General features: G+C 65.1%; 14 protein-coding genes. 8 read left to right on the forward strand and 6 right to left on the reverse strand.

Features of this window, described 5'->3' with window-relative positions; genetic code table 11:
- The first annotated feature begins 40 nt into the window (after nt 1–40).
- Complete coding sequence (locus A5788_RS16885) at nt 41–1,876, forward strand: MFS transporter (protein ID WP_049698952.1); 1,836 nt, start codon at nt 41–43, stop codon at nt 1,874–1,876.
- Between the two features lie 510 nt (nt 1,877–2,386).
- On the opposite strand, the gene A5788_RS16895 is transcribed toward A5788_RS16885, so the two are convergent.
- From A5788_RS16895 to A5788_RS16915, 5 genes are all read right to left on the reverse strand, one after another.
- Nucleotides 2,387–2,677 carry a hypothetical protein gene (locus A5788_RS16895; RefSeq protein WP_049698950.1) on the reverse strand — a complete coding sequence of 97 codons (291 nt, stop codon included), beginning with the start codon at nt 2,675–2,677 and terminating at the stop codon, nt 2,387–2,389.
- A gap of 80 nt (nt 2,678–2,757) precedes the next feature.
- Entirely contained in the window at nt 2,758–3,654 is an 897-nt protein-coding gene (locus A5788_RS16900; RefSeq protein WP_049698949.1) for a hypothetical protein, read from the reverse strand.
- 134 nt (nt 3,655–3,788) lie between these two features.
- Nucleotides 3,789–4,031 (reverse strand): hypothetical protein, encoded by a 243-nt coding sequence (locus A5788_RS16905; RefSeq protein ID WP_049698948.1) that lies wholly within the window; start codon nt 4,029–4,031, stop codon nt 3,789–3,791.
- A 62-nt stretch (nt 4,032–4,093) separates the two neighbouring features.
- Nucleotides 4,094–4,552 (reverse strand): hypothetical protein, encoded by a 459-nt coding sequence (locus A5788_RS16910; RefSeq protein ID WP_049698947.1) that lies wholly within the window; start codon nt 4,550–4,552, stop codon nt 4,094–4,096.
- Between the two features lie 112 nt (nt 4,553–4,664).
- On the reverse strand, nt 4,665–4,994 hold the full coding sequence (locus A5788_RS16915; protein ID WP_049699064.1) for a hypothetical protein: 330 nt from the start codon (nt 4,992–4,994) through the stop codon (nt 4,665–4,667).
- A gap of 130 nt (nt 4,995–5,124) precedes the next feature.
- On the opposite strand from A5788_RS16915, the gene A5788_RS16920 reads away from it, so the two are divergent.
- From A5788_RS16920 to A5788_RS16940, 5 genes are all read left to right on the forward strand, one after another.
- Complete coding sequence (locus A5788_RS16920) at nt 5,125–5,598, forward strand: NUDIX hydrolase (protein WP_049698946.1); 474 nt, start codon at nt 5,125–5,127, stop codon at nt 5,596–5,598.
- 183 nt (nt 5,599–5,781) lie between these two features.
- Complete coding sequence (locus A5788_RS16925; protein WP_049698945.1) at nt 5,782–6,816, forward strand: NADP-dependent oxidoreductase; 1,035 nt, start codon at nt 5,782–5,784, stop codon at nt 6,814–6,816.
- A 128-nt stretch (nt 6,817–6,944) separates the two neighbouring features.
- The gene (locus tag A5788_RS16930) at nt 6,945–7,775 is read left to right on the forward strand and encodes an aldo/keto reductase (RefSeq protein ID WP_049698944.1); all 831 of its coding nucleotides are present in this window, start codon (nt 6,945–6,947) and stop codon (nt 7,773–7,775) included.
- Nucleotides 7,776–8,021: 246 nt separating this feature from the next.
- The gene (locus tag A5788_RS16935) at nt 8,022–9,212 is read left to right on the forward strand and encodes an aminotransferase class I/II-fold pyridoxal phosphate-dependent enzyme (RefSeq protein WP_049698943.1); all 1,191 of its coding nucleotides are present in this window, start codon (nt 8,022–8,024) and stop codon (nt 9,210–9,212) included.
- Nucleotides 9,209–10,399 carry a serine hydrolase domain-containing protein gene (locus A5788_RS16940; RefSeq protein ID WP_049698942.1) on the forward strand — a complete coding sequence of 397 codons (1,191 nt, stop codon included), beginning with the start codon at nt 9,209–9,211 and terminating at the stop codon, nt 10,397–10,399. The genes A5788_RS16935 and A5788_RS16940 overlap by 4 nt, the downstream gene beginning before the upstream one ends.
- A gap of 100 nt (nt 10,400–10,499) precedes the next feature.
- Here A5788_RS16940 and A5788_RS16945 read toward each other — a convergent pair whose 3' ends face one another.
- Nucleotides 10,500–11,570, reverse strand: coding sequence for a hypothetical protein (locus A5788_RS16945; RefSeq protein WP_049698941.1), 1,071 nt, complete (start codon nt 11,568–11,570; stop codon nt 10,500–10,502).
- 566 nt (nt 11,571–12,136) lie between these two features.
- Between A5788_RS16945 and A5788_RS16950 the strand changes: the two genes are divergently transcribed.
- Nucleotides 12,137–13,774, forward strand: a complete 1,638-nt coding sequence (locus tag A5788_RS16950) for an aromatic/alkene/methane monooxygenase hydroxylase/oxygenase subunit alpha (RefSeq protein ID WP_049698940.1) — start codon at nt 12,137–12,139, stop codon at nt 13,772–13,774.
- A 185-nt stretch (nt 13,775–13,959) separates the two neighbouring features.
- Complete coding sequence (locus tag A5788_RS16955; protein ID WP_049698939.1) at nt 13,960–15,003, forward strand: 2Fe-2S iron-sulfur cluster-binding protein; 1,044 nt, start codon at nt 13,960–13,962, stop codon at nt 15,001–15,003.
- Nucleotides 15,004–15,014 lie beyond the last annotated feature (11 nt).

A 15,014-nucleotide genomic window follows, 5' to 3' on the forward strand; every position in this document is an offset into this window, starting at 1 on the left:
AAATCTCGACTACCAGCCATGACTTTGCAGAAGGATTCACATGACCACTGCGGTTAACGACGCCGGGTCCGCGCAACCGGCGCAGTCTCCCACTCACGATCCCCACTACAAGTGGATCGCGCTGTCGAATACGACGCTCGGCATGCTGATCGCGACGATCAACTCGTCGATCGTGCTCATCGCGCTCCCCGACATCTTCAAGGGCATAAATCTCAATCCGCTTCTCCCCGAGAACACCAGCTATCTGCTGTGGATGATGATGGGATTCCTCGTCGTCACGGCCGTGCTGGTGGTGAGCTTCGGCCGCCTCGGTGACATGTTCGGCCGTGCGCGGATGTACAACATGGGCTTCGCCATCTTCACCGTCTCGTCGATCCTGTTGGCGATCACCTGGTTCGACGGAAGCGAGGCGGCCATCTGGCTGATCTTCTGGCGCATCATCCAGGGTGTCGGAGGCGCGTTCCTGATGGCCAACTCGTCGGCCATCCTCACCGACGCCTTCCCGCCGAACCAGCGAGGTCTGGCGATGGGCATCAACGGTGTCGCCGCCATCGCGGGCTCGTTCCTCGGCCTTCTGGTCGGTGGTCTGCTCGCGCCGATCCAGTGGCACTACATCTTCCTGGTCTCGGTGCCCTTCGGCGTCGTCGGAACCATCTGGGCGTACCTCAAGCTGCGCGACACCGGCGTTCGCAAGCACTCGAAGATGGACTGGTGGGGCAACGTGACCTTCGCCGTCGGTCTGGTCGCGATCCTCATCGCCATCACCTACGGCATCCAGCCTTATGGCGGCTCCAACATGGGATGGGGCAACCCCTGGGTCCTCACGGGGCTCATCGGTGGCGCGCTCGTCCTGGCGATCTTCGTACTGATCGAGACCAAGGTCGCGAGCCCGCTCTTCGAGCTTTCGCTGTTCAGGAATCGTTCCTTCGCCTTCGGTAACCTCGCCAACCTGATGGCGTCGATCGGTCGTGGCGGTCTGCAGTTCCTGCTCATCATCTGGCTGCAGGGAATCTGGTTGCCGCAGCACGGCTACGACTACAGCCGAACCCCCTTGTGGGCTGGTATCTACATGGTTCCGATGACCATCGGCTTCCTCCTCAGCGCACCGGTGTCGGGCGCCCTCAGCGACAAGCTGGGCACCAAGTGGTTCACCACGCTCGGCATGCTCATCACGGCAGGCACTTTCGCCGCACTGATCGCCATCCCGGTCGACTTCGACTACTGGGTATTCGCGTTGATCCTGCTGATCAACGGCGTCGGCATGGGCTTGTTCGCCTCGCCCAACCGCGCGGAGGTCATGAACAGCCTTCCGATCACGTCTCGTGGTTCCGGCGCGGGCATGATGACGACGTTCCAGAACGCCGCGATGGTGTTGTCGATCGGCCTGTTCTTCTCGCTGATGATCGCGGGCCTCAGCCAGCACCTGCCGTCGGCCATGTACAGCGGCCTCACGTCCAACGGCATGCCGTCCGACGCTGCCAACGGGATCGCACACCTACCGACCGTCGGCATTCTGTTCGCGGCATTCCTCGGCTACAACCCGATCAAGGAGGTGGGCGGACAGGCACTGCAGGGATTGCCGCAGGCCAGCGTCGACCACCTCACCGGGCTCGACTTCTTCCCGCACCTGATCAGCGATCCGTTCTCCGACGGCCTCACCGCGGCGTTCACGTTCGCCATGATCTGCTGCGTGATCGGCGCGATCGCGTCGCTGTTCACCGGCAGCAAGAAGATGAAGGTCGAGTCGGTCGACGGCACTGCCGCGGAGTCGCGTAAGCCTGCCGAATCACTTGGCGAGGAGCTCGCCGCGGTCGCGGCCGACGCGAGCGAGATGCCCGGCGAGCTGGTGACTCCCGACTCGTCGCGTCGTTCCTGACGGCGCGCCCCGCCCGCGGGTCGAGCCCGATCCGCTGGTCGAGTTTGCCCCGCTGGTCGAGCTTGTCGAGACCCCCCGGGGCGCCTGGCTCGGTAGATGTGTGTCGTTTGTGAAGATGTGGGTGCTGCAGCACCCACATCTTTACGTTCGACACATATTTGGGCCGGAGCGGCCCCACTCCGCTGGTCGAGCTTGCCCCGCCGGTCGAGCTTCCCCCGCTGGTCGAGCTTGTCGAGACCACCCACCCGCCGGTCGAGCCACACCCGCCGGGTCGAGCCTGTCGAGACCACCCGCCCGCCGGCCGAGCTCACGCCCGCTGGTCGAGCTTGCCCCGCCGGCCGAGTTTGCCCCGCTGGTCGAGCTTGTCGAGACCACCCGCCCGCCGGTCGAGCTTCCCCGCTGGTCGAGCTTGTCGAGACCACCCGCCCGCCGGTCGAGCCACACCCGCCGGGTCGAGCCCGATCCGCTGGTCGAGCTCACACCCGCTGGTCGAGCTTGTCGAGACCACCCTCAGTCGTGGAACTCGTTCCTCGGGAGGCGTGCACGGGCGTCGGCCGACCAACGTGCCGCGCGGACCCGCAGGTTCCAGCGAGCAGGGGGCACGGTGAACTCCATCCACCGACCGTCGCCGAGCCAGAGCGCCCAGAGGTCCTCGTCGGGAAAGTCGCCCATCCGCACGTAGATCCGTTCACCCGCTGCGGTCGCGGTCAGCCAGCCCTGGTCGGTCGGGTCGTCGATGAAGTCTGCCTCTGCGGCGAGTACCGATTCCAAGTCGACGACGCGGTCGGCGCGACTCACCATTGCTCTCCCCCTTTGTTGATTCACGCTCGGTTGATCCGCTCGGCGCCCCCGCGCCGTCTCGATTTCCGACTATCAGATCGTCAGTCGTCGAGCCCCACGCTGCTCACCGCGGCCACGACCTCACGGCAGAACTCACGGCCCTCGCGCAACGGGACGATGCCGGTCGTGTGGACCAGGTAGGCAACGTTCCCGCGGGCAAAGACCTCGTACCTCAGCGCGCAGAACCTACGCTCCCCGAGATCGAGGTACGTCCCGGTCTGCAGCGATGCCCCCTCCGTCCGAAAGCCTCGAGGAGTGGTGACGACGTCGTCTTCGTCCCAATCAGGCAGGGCGCGGGCTTCGACGGGCGCGTGGTCGAGCAACGCACCGAGGTCGGTGTGATGGTCGACGATGAACCGGGTGAGCACGATCGCGATGGTGCCTTCGCAGCCGTTCCCCGCGACGAAGAGCCGCAGACATCCCGGCGACTGAGCGGCTTCCCAGGCGTCGTCGAGGTCGATGGTGATCTCGCCGGGCACCGACATCGGATCGGTGACCCGCCGCGCGGAGACCGCCATGCGGGTGAGTCGATCGAGGATCGGGACCGGCGCATCAGCTGCCGACCGTGCGGACTCCGCTGACCGACGCCGCCGTGTCGCAGCAGTGCTGCGCGGCGCGTTCGCGGCGTGCCCACCCAGTCGAGTCGACGTCGCGCCGGGCCGATCGCGGCGAGTCATCCGGGTGAAGAACTCGCCCGTTCGCGTGTCGAATTCACCCGTGCAGGCGCCGAAGTCGACCGGGTCGGCAACCCCCGTCGAGTCGTCTGCGCGCTCGGCAGGGGCCCCAACCTCATACGGATCCGCGGCCTGCACGGCCTCCGGTGTGTGGATCGGTTCGGTGAGCGCGGCCTGCTCGCTCGACCCGGCGGGGTCGGGCGTATCCGGGTCGGTCTGCACGAGGAGCCGGGTCACCGGTACGGCATCGCTGTCAACGGACACCGGACAATGGTACGCACGTAACAATCCCGGTGACCATCTCACGCGAGAGTTGGACGCCCCACACTGGTATTGAATCCGCTGAAATGAATCCTACTGTCGCGCTGGCGAATTCACGGGTGGGTCGTTTGCCGTACTCAGAAGCCCGATGAGCCGCCATCCGACTTCGACGATCGCGATGCCCGGAAGAGCATGTAGCCGCCGTAGATGGCCAGCGCGAAGAGTCCGATCCAGAAGAGTCCCTTGAGTACCGGGCCGATGATCGCGAGCGCAATCAGCGCCACGACGACGATCCCGAGAATCTTCCAGAAGCCCATTCCCGAGCCGTTGTTGTTAGTGCCGTTCGACGATGTGCTGGTGCTGTCATATGAAGTGGTCATGACTCCACGATGCGTGAGATCTGCGGGGAAATCACCTGTTCGGAGCCGATCTGGGGGAAAGATCAGGGGCATCCCCGAGCCGGCTGCGGTGCGGTGTAACTCCACCCCAACGACCCCGGATGCCGCCACGCGCACCGGTCTCGGAACCAGCCGATACAGATGTCGGCGATCAATTCTGCAGAGGCGCTGACGAGATAGCCGTGGGTGCAGTCGTCGAAGCGGTCATCGAGGCGCCACCGGTTTCGCAACGACCGCGGCACCGAGTAGCCGGCAAGTCGTGGATGCTCCATCAGGTCCGTCGAGAGTCTCACCAGGTAGACGCCGCCATGTAAGACGTGCACTTGAGCGCATTCCACGTCGGATTCAGGCGTGAGGGTGGTGTCGAGACCCGCGGGTCCGAGATCGAGTACGGCCGCGTTCGGCATCGCGCGCAGCTCTTCGATCAGCCACGTTCTCGCCTCGGCCCAGGCATGCTCAGCGGACGGCCCGCGCGACACATTGTGCGAAGTAGGGGTGTTCATGCTGCCATGCCTCGTTTCGGCGATCGGATGCGTTCTTACACGCGCACATGACAGTGAAGCACCCACCACTGACAGATTCGCCGAACACGCGTTCGGCAGCGTCGTGTCGCGGCTACTTCTTCTCCGGCTCGTCGCGACCGAGGGCCGCGTCGGTCTGCGCGTCCGCATAGCCGGGCTTCACGACCCAGTTGGCCTCCACGCCGTCGGCGCGCTTCTGCGCCTCGTACTCCTCGGCGATGTTCTCGTTGTCGACGGTGACCAGCGGCGACCCGCCGAATTCCCGATACAACGCGAACACGACCAGCACCAACCCGAGCGCGGCGCACACCCAGGTGCTACCCGGGCCGCTCGACCAGCCACGATCGACGACGTCGACGATCGCCCACACAACGCCGACCAGTCCGATGCCCACCAGCACCGCGAAGACACCCTTACCACGCATCGATCGCACCTTTCGCCTGCATGTTTCTGCCTGCACACTCGACCCCGATCGGTCATAGCCGATCCTGCCACGGCACCACGAGACCGGATGTGCGACGGCACGACTCGGCCGGCCACGGCAAAATGGCCTCATGCCGATTCCCGGATTCATCACCGAACTGCGCTCCCACGTCGGGCATATGCCGCTGTGGCTCTCCGGTGTGAGTGGAGTGGTCCGTGACGATCACGGGCGGATTCTGCTCACTCAGCGCGCCGATACCGGCGAATGGGCGGTCGTGTCCGGCGTGCTCGAACCGGGAGAAGAGCCCGCGCGCGCGATCATCCGGGAGATCGCCGAGGAAACCGCCGTCGACGCGGAGGTAGTTCGATTGACCAGTATCGACGTCACTCCGATGGTCACCTACCCCAATGGCGATCAGACGCAATACCTCGACGTGTGTTTCCTGGTCCGCCACCTCGCAGGCACGCCACGCGCAGCCGACGACGAGAACACCGACGTCGCGTGGTTCGCGCCAGATTCGTTGCCCGCGAACCTGTCCGAGACATCGAAGCTGCGCATCGAGAAGGCGCTAGCAGACACCGCGGAGACGTGGTTTCGGCGCTGAGTCAACTCCGCCGACATCGCGAGATCGCCGAGTCGGCCGCCGACTCACGCGTGAGGTCGATCACGCGCATCGGCCCCGACGCGATGCGTTTGTGATGCGGCGTTGTCCGACTGCTCGTGATCGACACCGGACGGTGACCTTCGGATCGGAATAGCGCCACGGTTGCTGCGCCTTGAAGCAGTTATGGCCGATTCAACGAACTCAGACTCATCGACTACTGACTCAGCGAAGACACCGACCAACGAGAACACCCTCGACATCGAGTCGGCCGCCGTCACCGCGCGGCAGGCCGTGGCCAACGAGTACGGCGAACCGTCGACGGTCGTCGAGATCGTGAAGGCCGAATTGCCACTCCCCGACCCGGGACAAGTCGTCATCGATGTCACGGCGATCGGCGTCAATCCCGCCGACGCCAAGACGGTGCGCGGAGTGATGGGCACCGACGAATCGAAACTTCCCATCCCCATCGGCAACGAACTCGCAGGTGTCGTCCGTGCGGTCGGCGATCCACTCGACGGTCAGACACCCAGCTTCGCGGTCGGCGACGAGGTCGTCGCGTACCCGATCTCCGGCGCCTACGCCGACCACGTCGTCGTCAACGAGAAGTCGGTCCACATCAAACCGGCAGGACTCGACGACGAACATGCGGCAAGTCTCCTGCTGGCAGGTGTCACCGCAGCCGACGCGATTGCCACCGCAGGCGTGCAGGCCGACGACACCGTGCTCATCCACGGCGGCGCCGGAGCCGTCGGCGTGATCGCGGTGCAGTTGGCAGGCAAGATCGGGGCAACCGTCATCGCCACCGCCGCGCCCGCCAATCACGACCATCTGCGCGAACTCGGGGCCATCCCTGTCGCGTACGGCGACGGCCTTCTCGAGCGTGTGCAAGCGGCTGCAGAAAATCCGGTCACCGTGGCCATCGACACGGTCGGCACCGACGAGGCTGTCGACGTGTCGCTCGCTCTGGTCGACGACCGCGACCGCATCGTCAGCATCGCGGCGTTCGGGCGCGGCGACGACGGCATCGTGCTGATCGACGGTTCCACGCCGCAGAGCAAAGAGAACCGCAGTAACGCAATCGACGGCCTGATCGCCGACGCGGCATCGGGCGCTCTGGTGACAGATGTCGCCGGGACGTATCCGTTGGACCAAGCCGCCAAGGCGCTCGACGACATCTTGTCGTCGCATCCGCGCGGCAAGTTCGTGTTGCTGCCCTGACCCCTTCAGATCCATCTATCTCGCCAGGGGTAGGCCTCGGCCACGACGCCGCGCATGCAGACCGAGCGTGCGCGGAATCCCCCGGCGATCGTGTTTCCCATTAGTTCCGTAGACGCGAAAGGTGTTCCATGACAGTCCCACTCATCACTCTCAACAACGGCGTCGAGATCCCGCAGCTCGGTTTCGGCGTGTTCCAGATCGAGCCGGAGAAGACGGTCGACGCAGTGCGCACTGCCCTGGACGTCGGATACCGCCACATCGACACGGCCGAGATGTACGGCAACGAGAAGGAGGTCGGTGAGGGCGTCAACGGGTCCGACGTCCCACGCGACCAGGTGTTCATCACCAGCAAGCTCAACAACGGATTCCACGCGTACGACGACGCGCTCAAGGCCACCGACCAGACGCTCGCCGACCTCGGCGTCGACGCCGTCGACCTGTTTCTGATCCACTGGCCGCTGCCGGAGGTCGGAGATTTCGTCGAAACGTGGAAGGCGCTCGAGAAGATCTACGCCGACGGCAAGGCGCGGGCTATCGGAGTGTCGAATTTTCAGAAGCACCACCTCGAGCGGCTGTTCGCCGAGACCGAGATCGTCCCCGCGGTCAATCAGATCGAGGTGCACCCCTATCTGACGCAGGACGATCTGCGTGCGTTCAACGCCGACCACGGCATCGCGACCGAGGCATGGTCGCCGATCGCACAGGGCGACGTCCTCGACGATCCGGTCCTGAAGAAGATCGCCGAGGAGAAGGGCAAGTCGACCGCCCAGGTCACCCTGCGGTGGCACATCCAGCGCGGCGACATCATCTTCCCCAAGTCGGTCACCCGCTCGCGCGTCGAGGAGAACTTCGACCTCTTCGATTTCGAGCTGTCCGGCGACGACGTCGCAGCCATCGACGGCCTCAACAAGAACAAGCGCCGCGGCCCCGATCCGGACACCTTCAACTACGTGCCCTGACCTGCGGCGCACGCCGGTTTCGCTCCCCCTCGGCCGACCAGCCGAGCGGGAGCGGCGCCCACCGCTGATCGAGCCCGTACTCGCTGATCGAGCCGCTACCCGCTGATCGAGCTTGTCGAGATCACCCACCCGCCAACCGAGCCCCCTTCCGCTGATCGAGCGGGCGCGAGCGCAGCGAGCACCCGAGTCGAGATCACTCCCCCACCCCGAAACATCCCGCGCGCGCCGTCGCGCACAATGAGACGAATGAAGATCTCGCAGCGCGCCCAAGAGGTCGCACCGTTCTACGCGATGGACTTCGCGGGCAGAGCGGCCGCCGTCGAGGCGCAGGGCAGCCCGGTGATCCGGTTGAATATCGGCGAACCCGATTTCGGCGCTCCGCCAGCATTTCTCGCCGCGGCTCGCGAGGTCTCCGACGGCCGTCCGCTGACGTACACGGGAGCACTAGGCCTCCCCGAACTACGCGAGGCGATCGCCGACTTCTATCGCCACCACTTCCGCGCCGACGGCGTGACAGCGGAGCAGGTCGCGGTCACCTCGGGTGCGTCGGCTGCGTTGCTTCTCGCATGCGCGGCGCTGATCGATCCCGGCGACGGTGTGTTGATCGGCGATCCGTCGTATCCGTGTAACCGACAGTTCGCGCAGGCATTCGGTGCGCAGGTCAGCCTGGTGCCGACCGGCATCTCCGATCGATTCCAGCTCACTCCCGACCTCGTCGACGCCGCCTGGTCGGAGAGCACGCGCGGGGTGATCGTGGCGTCGCCGTCGAACCCGACCGGCACGTCGCTCCCCTACGACGACCTCGTCGAACTGTGCCATCGCGTCGCCGAGCGCGGCGGGTGGAGCATCGTCGACGAGATCTACCTCGGACTCTCCGATCCCGGCCCCGACGGCCGGCCGCCCCGCAGCGTCCTCGCCGACCCATCCGTCGGCCCCGATGTTGTTGTGGTGAACAGCTTTTCGAAGTACTTCGGCATGACGGGGTGGCGGCTCGGCTGGTGCATCCTGCCACCCGACATGGTCGACGTCGTCGAGCGCCTCGCGCAGAACTTCTACGTGTGTCCACCCACTCCCGCCCAACTCGCGGCGCTGAGCTGCTTCACTCCGGAATCCCTTGCGGTATGCGAAGATCGACGCCGCGAATTCGTCGCTCGACGACAACTCGTGCTTGACGCACTCACTGCGATGGGCTTGCGCGTGCCGGTCTTCCCCGACGGCGCGTTCTACGTGTACATCGACGTCTCCGACACCGGGCTTGGCTCGTGGGAGTTCTGCGAGCGCGCGCTCACCGAAGCACACGTAGCACTCACTCCCGGAAAGGATTTCGGCGTCGAAACGGCCGATGATCACGTCCGACTGTCGTACGCGGCGTCGACAGCCGATCTCACAGAAGGTCTCCGACGCCTCGCCTCATTCGTCGAAAGTCTGGCGCGATGAAGGTCGACGCCGCAGACCTCGACACCGCCGCACTCGACCACATCATCGACGCCGCGCCCGCGGACGGCGCGCTACCCGGCATCGTCTCAGGTGTCACCACCGCCGAAGACACGATCTACCTCAAAGCAGCAGGTCCACGGGCCGCGGGCCGCGACGAGGCACTGGCCACGGACGCCGTTCTCGCCCTGTTCTCCATGACCAAACCACTGACCGCAACGCTGGCACTGCAACTCGTCGACGACGCCCTCCTCGACCTCGACGCCCCCGCGTCGGAGTACGCACCCGACCTCTCCGAAATCGGCGCCCTCACCGGGTTCGACGGAGACACACCGGTGGTGCGCGCGCCACGTACTCCTGTGACCACCCGCCAATTGCTCACTCACACAGCGGGATTCGCCTACGACTTCTTCGACGCCGACTGCGCGCGGGCAGTCGCGGGCCTCGGCCTGCCCGACGTCGCGACGGCGACGCAGGCATCGCTGCAGGCACCGCTGATGTTCGATCCCGGAACCCGGTGGGAATACGGGACGAACCTCGATTGGGTGGGCAGGGTCATCGAAGGCGCCACCGGACGCCGACTCGGCGACGTCATGACCGAACGCCTACTCACACCATTAGGCATGCGCGACACCACTTTTCGTCGCGGACCGCAGATGCTCGAGCGAAGCGCGAACCTGCACGTGCGCACCGCGGACGGCCACCTCAAGGCCTTGCGCTCGCCGACCTCGCCCGACGAACCCGAACTCGACATGGGCGGCCAGGGCCTGTACTCCACCGCCGGAGACTTCCTCAAATTCATCCGATTCTGGTTGCGCGGCGGCCGATCCGACTCAGGGCAACAACTACTGCGCCCGGAGACCGTCGGCGACGCAATGCGCAACCAGCTCGGAGCACTCGAGATCACACCACTCCCGGGCGTCAACCCTCGCAAAACCAACGATGTCGACTTCTTTCCCGGCGTCGGCAAAGGGTGGAATCTCGTCGCGATGACGAACAATTCGCAGGCCCCGACCGGACGCAGCGCGGGCTCGATGGGCTGGGCCGGGCGGGCCAACCTCTACTTCTGGGTCGATGCCCGAAGGGGCATCGGCGGACTCTGGGCCACCCAGCTCCTACCGTTCTTCGACCCTGCCGCCGTCGCCGCGTCGCAGCAGTTCGAGCAGGCGGTGTACGACTCCCTGCCCTGATCGCGCCTGGGGCATCGAACCGCTGCGGGGCGTCGTAAATGTGTGTCGTATCGAAGGATGCGGGTGCTGCAGCGCCCACATCCTTCGATAAGACACACATTCATGCGCTGGCAGGTTCGACGATCAGCGCCAACTTCACGAGCCAGCGTCGGATCAGTGCCGCGACCCTCCCACCCCGGAGATCGTCCCAGGTCCAGCGCACGACCATGACGCCCATCGCGCGCAGCTCGTCTTCCCGACGCTTCTCGCGCAGCACAACCTCGGTCGCGTCCTCTCCCGGTTTGGGCAGCTTCCCGTACTTCACCTTGCCGTCGAACTCTCCGACGAGGCGCCCGCCCCAGTCGAAATCAGTACGCGCCACGTGCTCGCCGTCGACGTCGCGGAACGTGTGCTGCAGCCGCGCGGCGGGCAAACCCGCCTCGATCATCTGCGCCCTACTCCACGACTCGCCCGGATTCTCCGACCGCCCATCAGCGTGGTGCAACGCTCGGCGCGCAAGGCCCACTCCGCGACGCTTGCCGGTGAGCATCTTCGTCATGAGCTCCCGATCGGCACCGAGCCGCAGAGCCGAATCAACAACCGCGAGCGCTTGAGCGAACGTCGCTGCCCCGCAGGCGATGTCGACAGCCGTTCGTTCGATCGAAGTGACCAGCACGCCGTCAACCTCGACGAGCTCGTCGTCAGACAGCGTCGCGACATGGCGGTGATGGGTCGCGGTTCGAAATCCCGCACCACCCACCGTCGTCGAATGGACGCGCGTCAGCGTCGGCGAGAGCATCTCGAGACCATGCACCGCCGCGGCACTCTGGTGACTCAGCGCTGCGCGAGGTTCAGCTGCCTCTTCCACCCCCGCTTCCGATTCCGATGCGCCCGACTCGGCGGCCTCCGACTCACCCGAGCCGCGATCCCCCGCGCCCTCACCCTTCGCGGCTTGCACGGACGCGAGCGCGACGAGACGGTGGTGTTCGAGCCGCGTCCGATCGCCGCAGACGACGAACACCCCGCGGTGGACACGCTCGATCTCCCGTCGACGCAGCGACGCCCGCAGGTCGTTGTCGGTGTACCCGGCGGCCAGCACCGCGTTCCGATGAATGAGCCCGAACCGGTCCGCTGGATAACAAGCAGCCGGATGACGGGCAGTGGAGTTGCGCGCGGCGGAGGGTGAGTGCATGACATATCCGACGCACCCCGAGCCCGCCCGGTTCCAATTCCGCCCACATCCACCCCGCGCCGCGCTAGATGTGTGTCGAACATAAAGATGTGGGCGCTGCAGCACCCACATCCTTCGATACGACACACATCCTCAACCCGGCTCGACGACGCACCGCCCGCACCCGGGCCGCGCACCCGCCGCCCGCGCCCCGAGCGCCCGCCCCGCTGCCCGCAGCGGCCCACGCCCCGCGACCTGCCGAGACCGCCCGGTTCCAATTCCGCCCACATCCACCCCGCGCCGCGCTAGATGTGTGTCGAACGTAAAGATGTGGGCGCTGCAGCACCCACATCCTTCGACACGACACACATTTACAACCCGGCTCGACGACGACGCGCCGCCCACACCCGAGCCACGCCCCACGCCCGCCAGCAGCCACCCCACCCCCATCGCATGCCCGCTGCGCGATCGTGAATATGTGCCGCGTCTCACAGTGAGACGGCTGTGATGCACCTCACGCGGTTGTATCGAAAGCGCTCCAGTCCAGCCAGGTCGGCACAGCGCCGGCCCATACGAGGAGGCGCACATTGAGCAGGCAGAGCTTGACCAAAGCCCATGCGAAGATCACCGAGTTGTCGTGGGAGCCCACCTTCGCCACCCCCGCCACTCGGTTCGGTACCGATTACACGTTCGAGAAGGCCCCCAAAAAGGATCCGCTCAAGCAGATCATGCGGTCGTACTTCCCGATGGAGGAGGAGAAGGACAACCGCGTCTACGGTGCCATGGACGGCGCCATCCGCGGCAACATGTTCCGGCAGGTCCAGGAACGTTGGCTCGAATGGCAGAAGCTGTTCTTGTCGATCATCCCCTTCCCTGAGATCTCTGCCGCACGCGCGATGCCGATGGCAATCGACGCCGTCCCGAACCCGGAGATCCACAACGGGCTCGCGGTGCAGATGATCGACGAGGTTCGTCATTCGACGATCCAGATGAACCTCAAGAAGCTGTACATGAACAACTACATCGATCCGGCCGGCTTCGACATCACCGAGAAGGCATTCGCGAACAACTACGCGGGCACCATCGGCAGGCAGTTCGGCGAGGGCTTCATCACCGGTGACGCGATCACCGCGGCAAACATCTATCTGACGGTCGTCGCCGAGACCGCGTTCACCAACACCCTGTTCGTGGCCATGCCCGACGAGGCGGCCGCCAACGGCGACTATCTGTTGCCGACGGTGTTCCACTCGGTGCAGTCCGACGAGTCGCGCCACATCTCCAACGGTTACTCGATTCTGTTGATGGCCCTGGCCGACGAACGCAATCGTCCACTGCTGGAACGGGATCTGCGCTACGCGTGGTGGAACAACCACTGCGTCGTCGACGCCGCGATCGGCACCTTCATCGAGTACGGGACCAAGGACCGCCGCAAGGACCGCGAGTCCTACGCCGAGATGTGGCGCCGCTGGATCTACGACGACTACTACCGCAGTTACCTTCTGCCACTGGAGAAGTACGGTCTGACGATTCCGCACGACCTGGTCGAGGAGGCGTGGAACCGCATCGTCGACAAGCACTACGTGCACGAGGTCGCCCGCTTCTTCGCCACCGGCTGGCCGGTCAACTACTGGCGCATCGACGCCATGACCGACACCGACTTCGAATGGTTCGAGGAGAAGTATCCCGGTTGGTACAACAAGTTCGGCAAGTGGTGGGAGAACTACAACCGCCTCGCCTACCCCGGCAAGAACAAGCCGATCGCCTTCGAGGACGTCGACTACGAGTACCCACACCGGTGCTGGACGTGCATGGTGCCGTGCCTGATTCGCGAGGACATGGTGACCGACAAGGTCGACGGCCAGTGGCGCACCTACTGCTCGGAGACCTGTGCATGGACCGACAAGGTGGCATTCCGTCCCGAGTACGAAGGTCGCCCGACCCCGAACATGGGGCGCCTCACCGGTTTCCGTGAATGGGAGACGCTGCACCACGGCAAGGATCTCGCCGACATCATCAAGGATCTCGGCTACGTCCGCGACGACGGCAAGACGCTCATCCCGCAACCGCATCTCGATCTCGATCCCAAGAAGATGTGGACGCTCGACGATGTGCGCGGCATTCCGTTCGGCAGCCCGAATGTTGCGCTGAACGAAATGAGCGACGAGGAACGCGAAGCTCATATCGCCGCCTACATGGCCAACAAGAACGGGGCCGTCACGGTCTGATCCGCGACGGACGCACTCGCCGCGCCGGTCGAGCAAGCCCGAGCTTCGCCCGGCTCGGCGAGTGACCCCGAGCCCCGGGGTAAGGGCGTATCGAGACCACCTCCGCAAGCGTGGTCTCGATACGCCCCCGGCTTCGCTCGCGGCCCCGACCAGCGCGGACATCCCCATAAAGCCCAGGAGACTTCATGGCCGACACGCATCACATCAGCTTCGAACCCGTCGATATCGAGATGGAGGTCGCCGAGGACGAGACCATCCTCGACGCCGCATTCCGGCAGGGAATCCACCTCATGCACGGCTGCCGAGAAGGCCGTTGTTCGGCCTGCAAGTCGTACATGCTCGACGGCGACGTCCAAATGGACGACTACTCCACCTTCGCCTGCAACGACGCGGAAGAAGCCGAAGGGTACGTACTTCTCTGTCGCACATACGCATACAGCGACTGCGAGATCGAGCTCCTCAACTTCGACGAGGACGAACTCCTCGGCGGTGCGCCCATCCAGGACGTCACCACGAAGGTCGCCGCCATCGAGCCGATGACCCGCGACATCGTGTCGCTGAAACTCGACGTCGTCGAGCCGGAAACCGTCGAATTCAAGTCGGGTCAGTATTTCGACCTGTTCATCCCGGGCACCGATGAGAAGCGGTCGTTCTCCATCGCCACCACCCCGGCGACTCCGGATCGGCTCGAGTTCTTGATCAAGAAGTATCCCGGTGGTCTGTTCGCCGGCATGCTCACCGATGGCCTGTCGGAGGGGCAAGAGATCAAGGTGAACGGCCCGTACGGGTCGTGCACGCTGCGCAACGGGCACGTCCTCCCGATCGTCGCGATCGGCGGGGGCGCCGGGATGGCGCCGCTGCTCTCACTGCTGCGACACATCAGTGAGACAGGGCTGCACCGGCCGGTCCGGTTCTACTACGGCGCACGCACCGCGTCGGATCTCTTCCTTCTCGACGAAATCGCCACTCTCGGTGAGAAAATCGAGGATTTCTCGTTCACCGCGTGCCTGTCGGAGAGCACCGACGACGCACCTGACGGCGTCACCGTCATCGGCGGGAACGTCACCGACATCGTCAACGACAACGAAGCGGACCTCGCACGAACGGAGGTGTATTTCTGCGGTCCCCCACCCATGGTCGATGCAGCTCTCGCGCTGGCCGAGCAGCATTCGGTTCCGCGCGACCAGATCTTCTACGACAAGTTCACCAGCCCGGCATTCGACTCCTGATCACGACCATC

This window comes from Gordonia sp. 852002-50816_SCH5313054-c, from assembly GCF_001665925.1.
GTDB classification, from domain to species: domain Bacteria; phylum Actinomycetota; class Actinomycetes; order Mycobacteriales; family Mycobacteriaceae; genus Gordonia; species Gordonia jacobaea.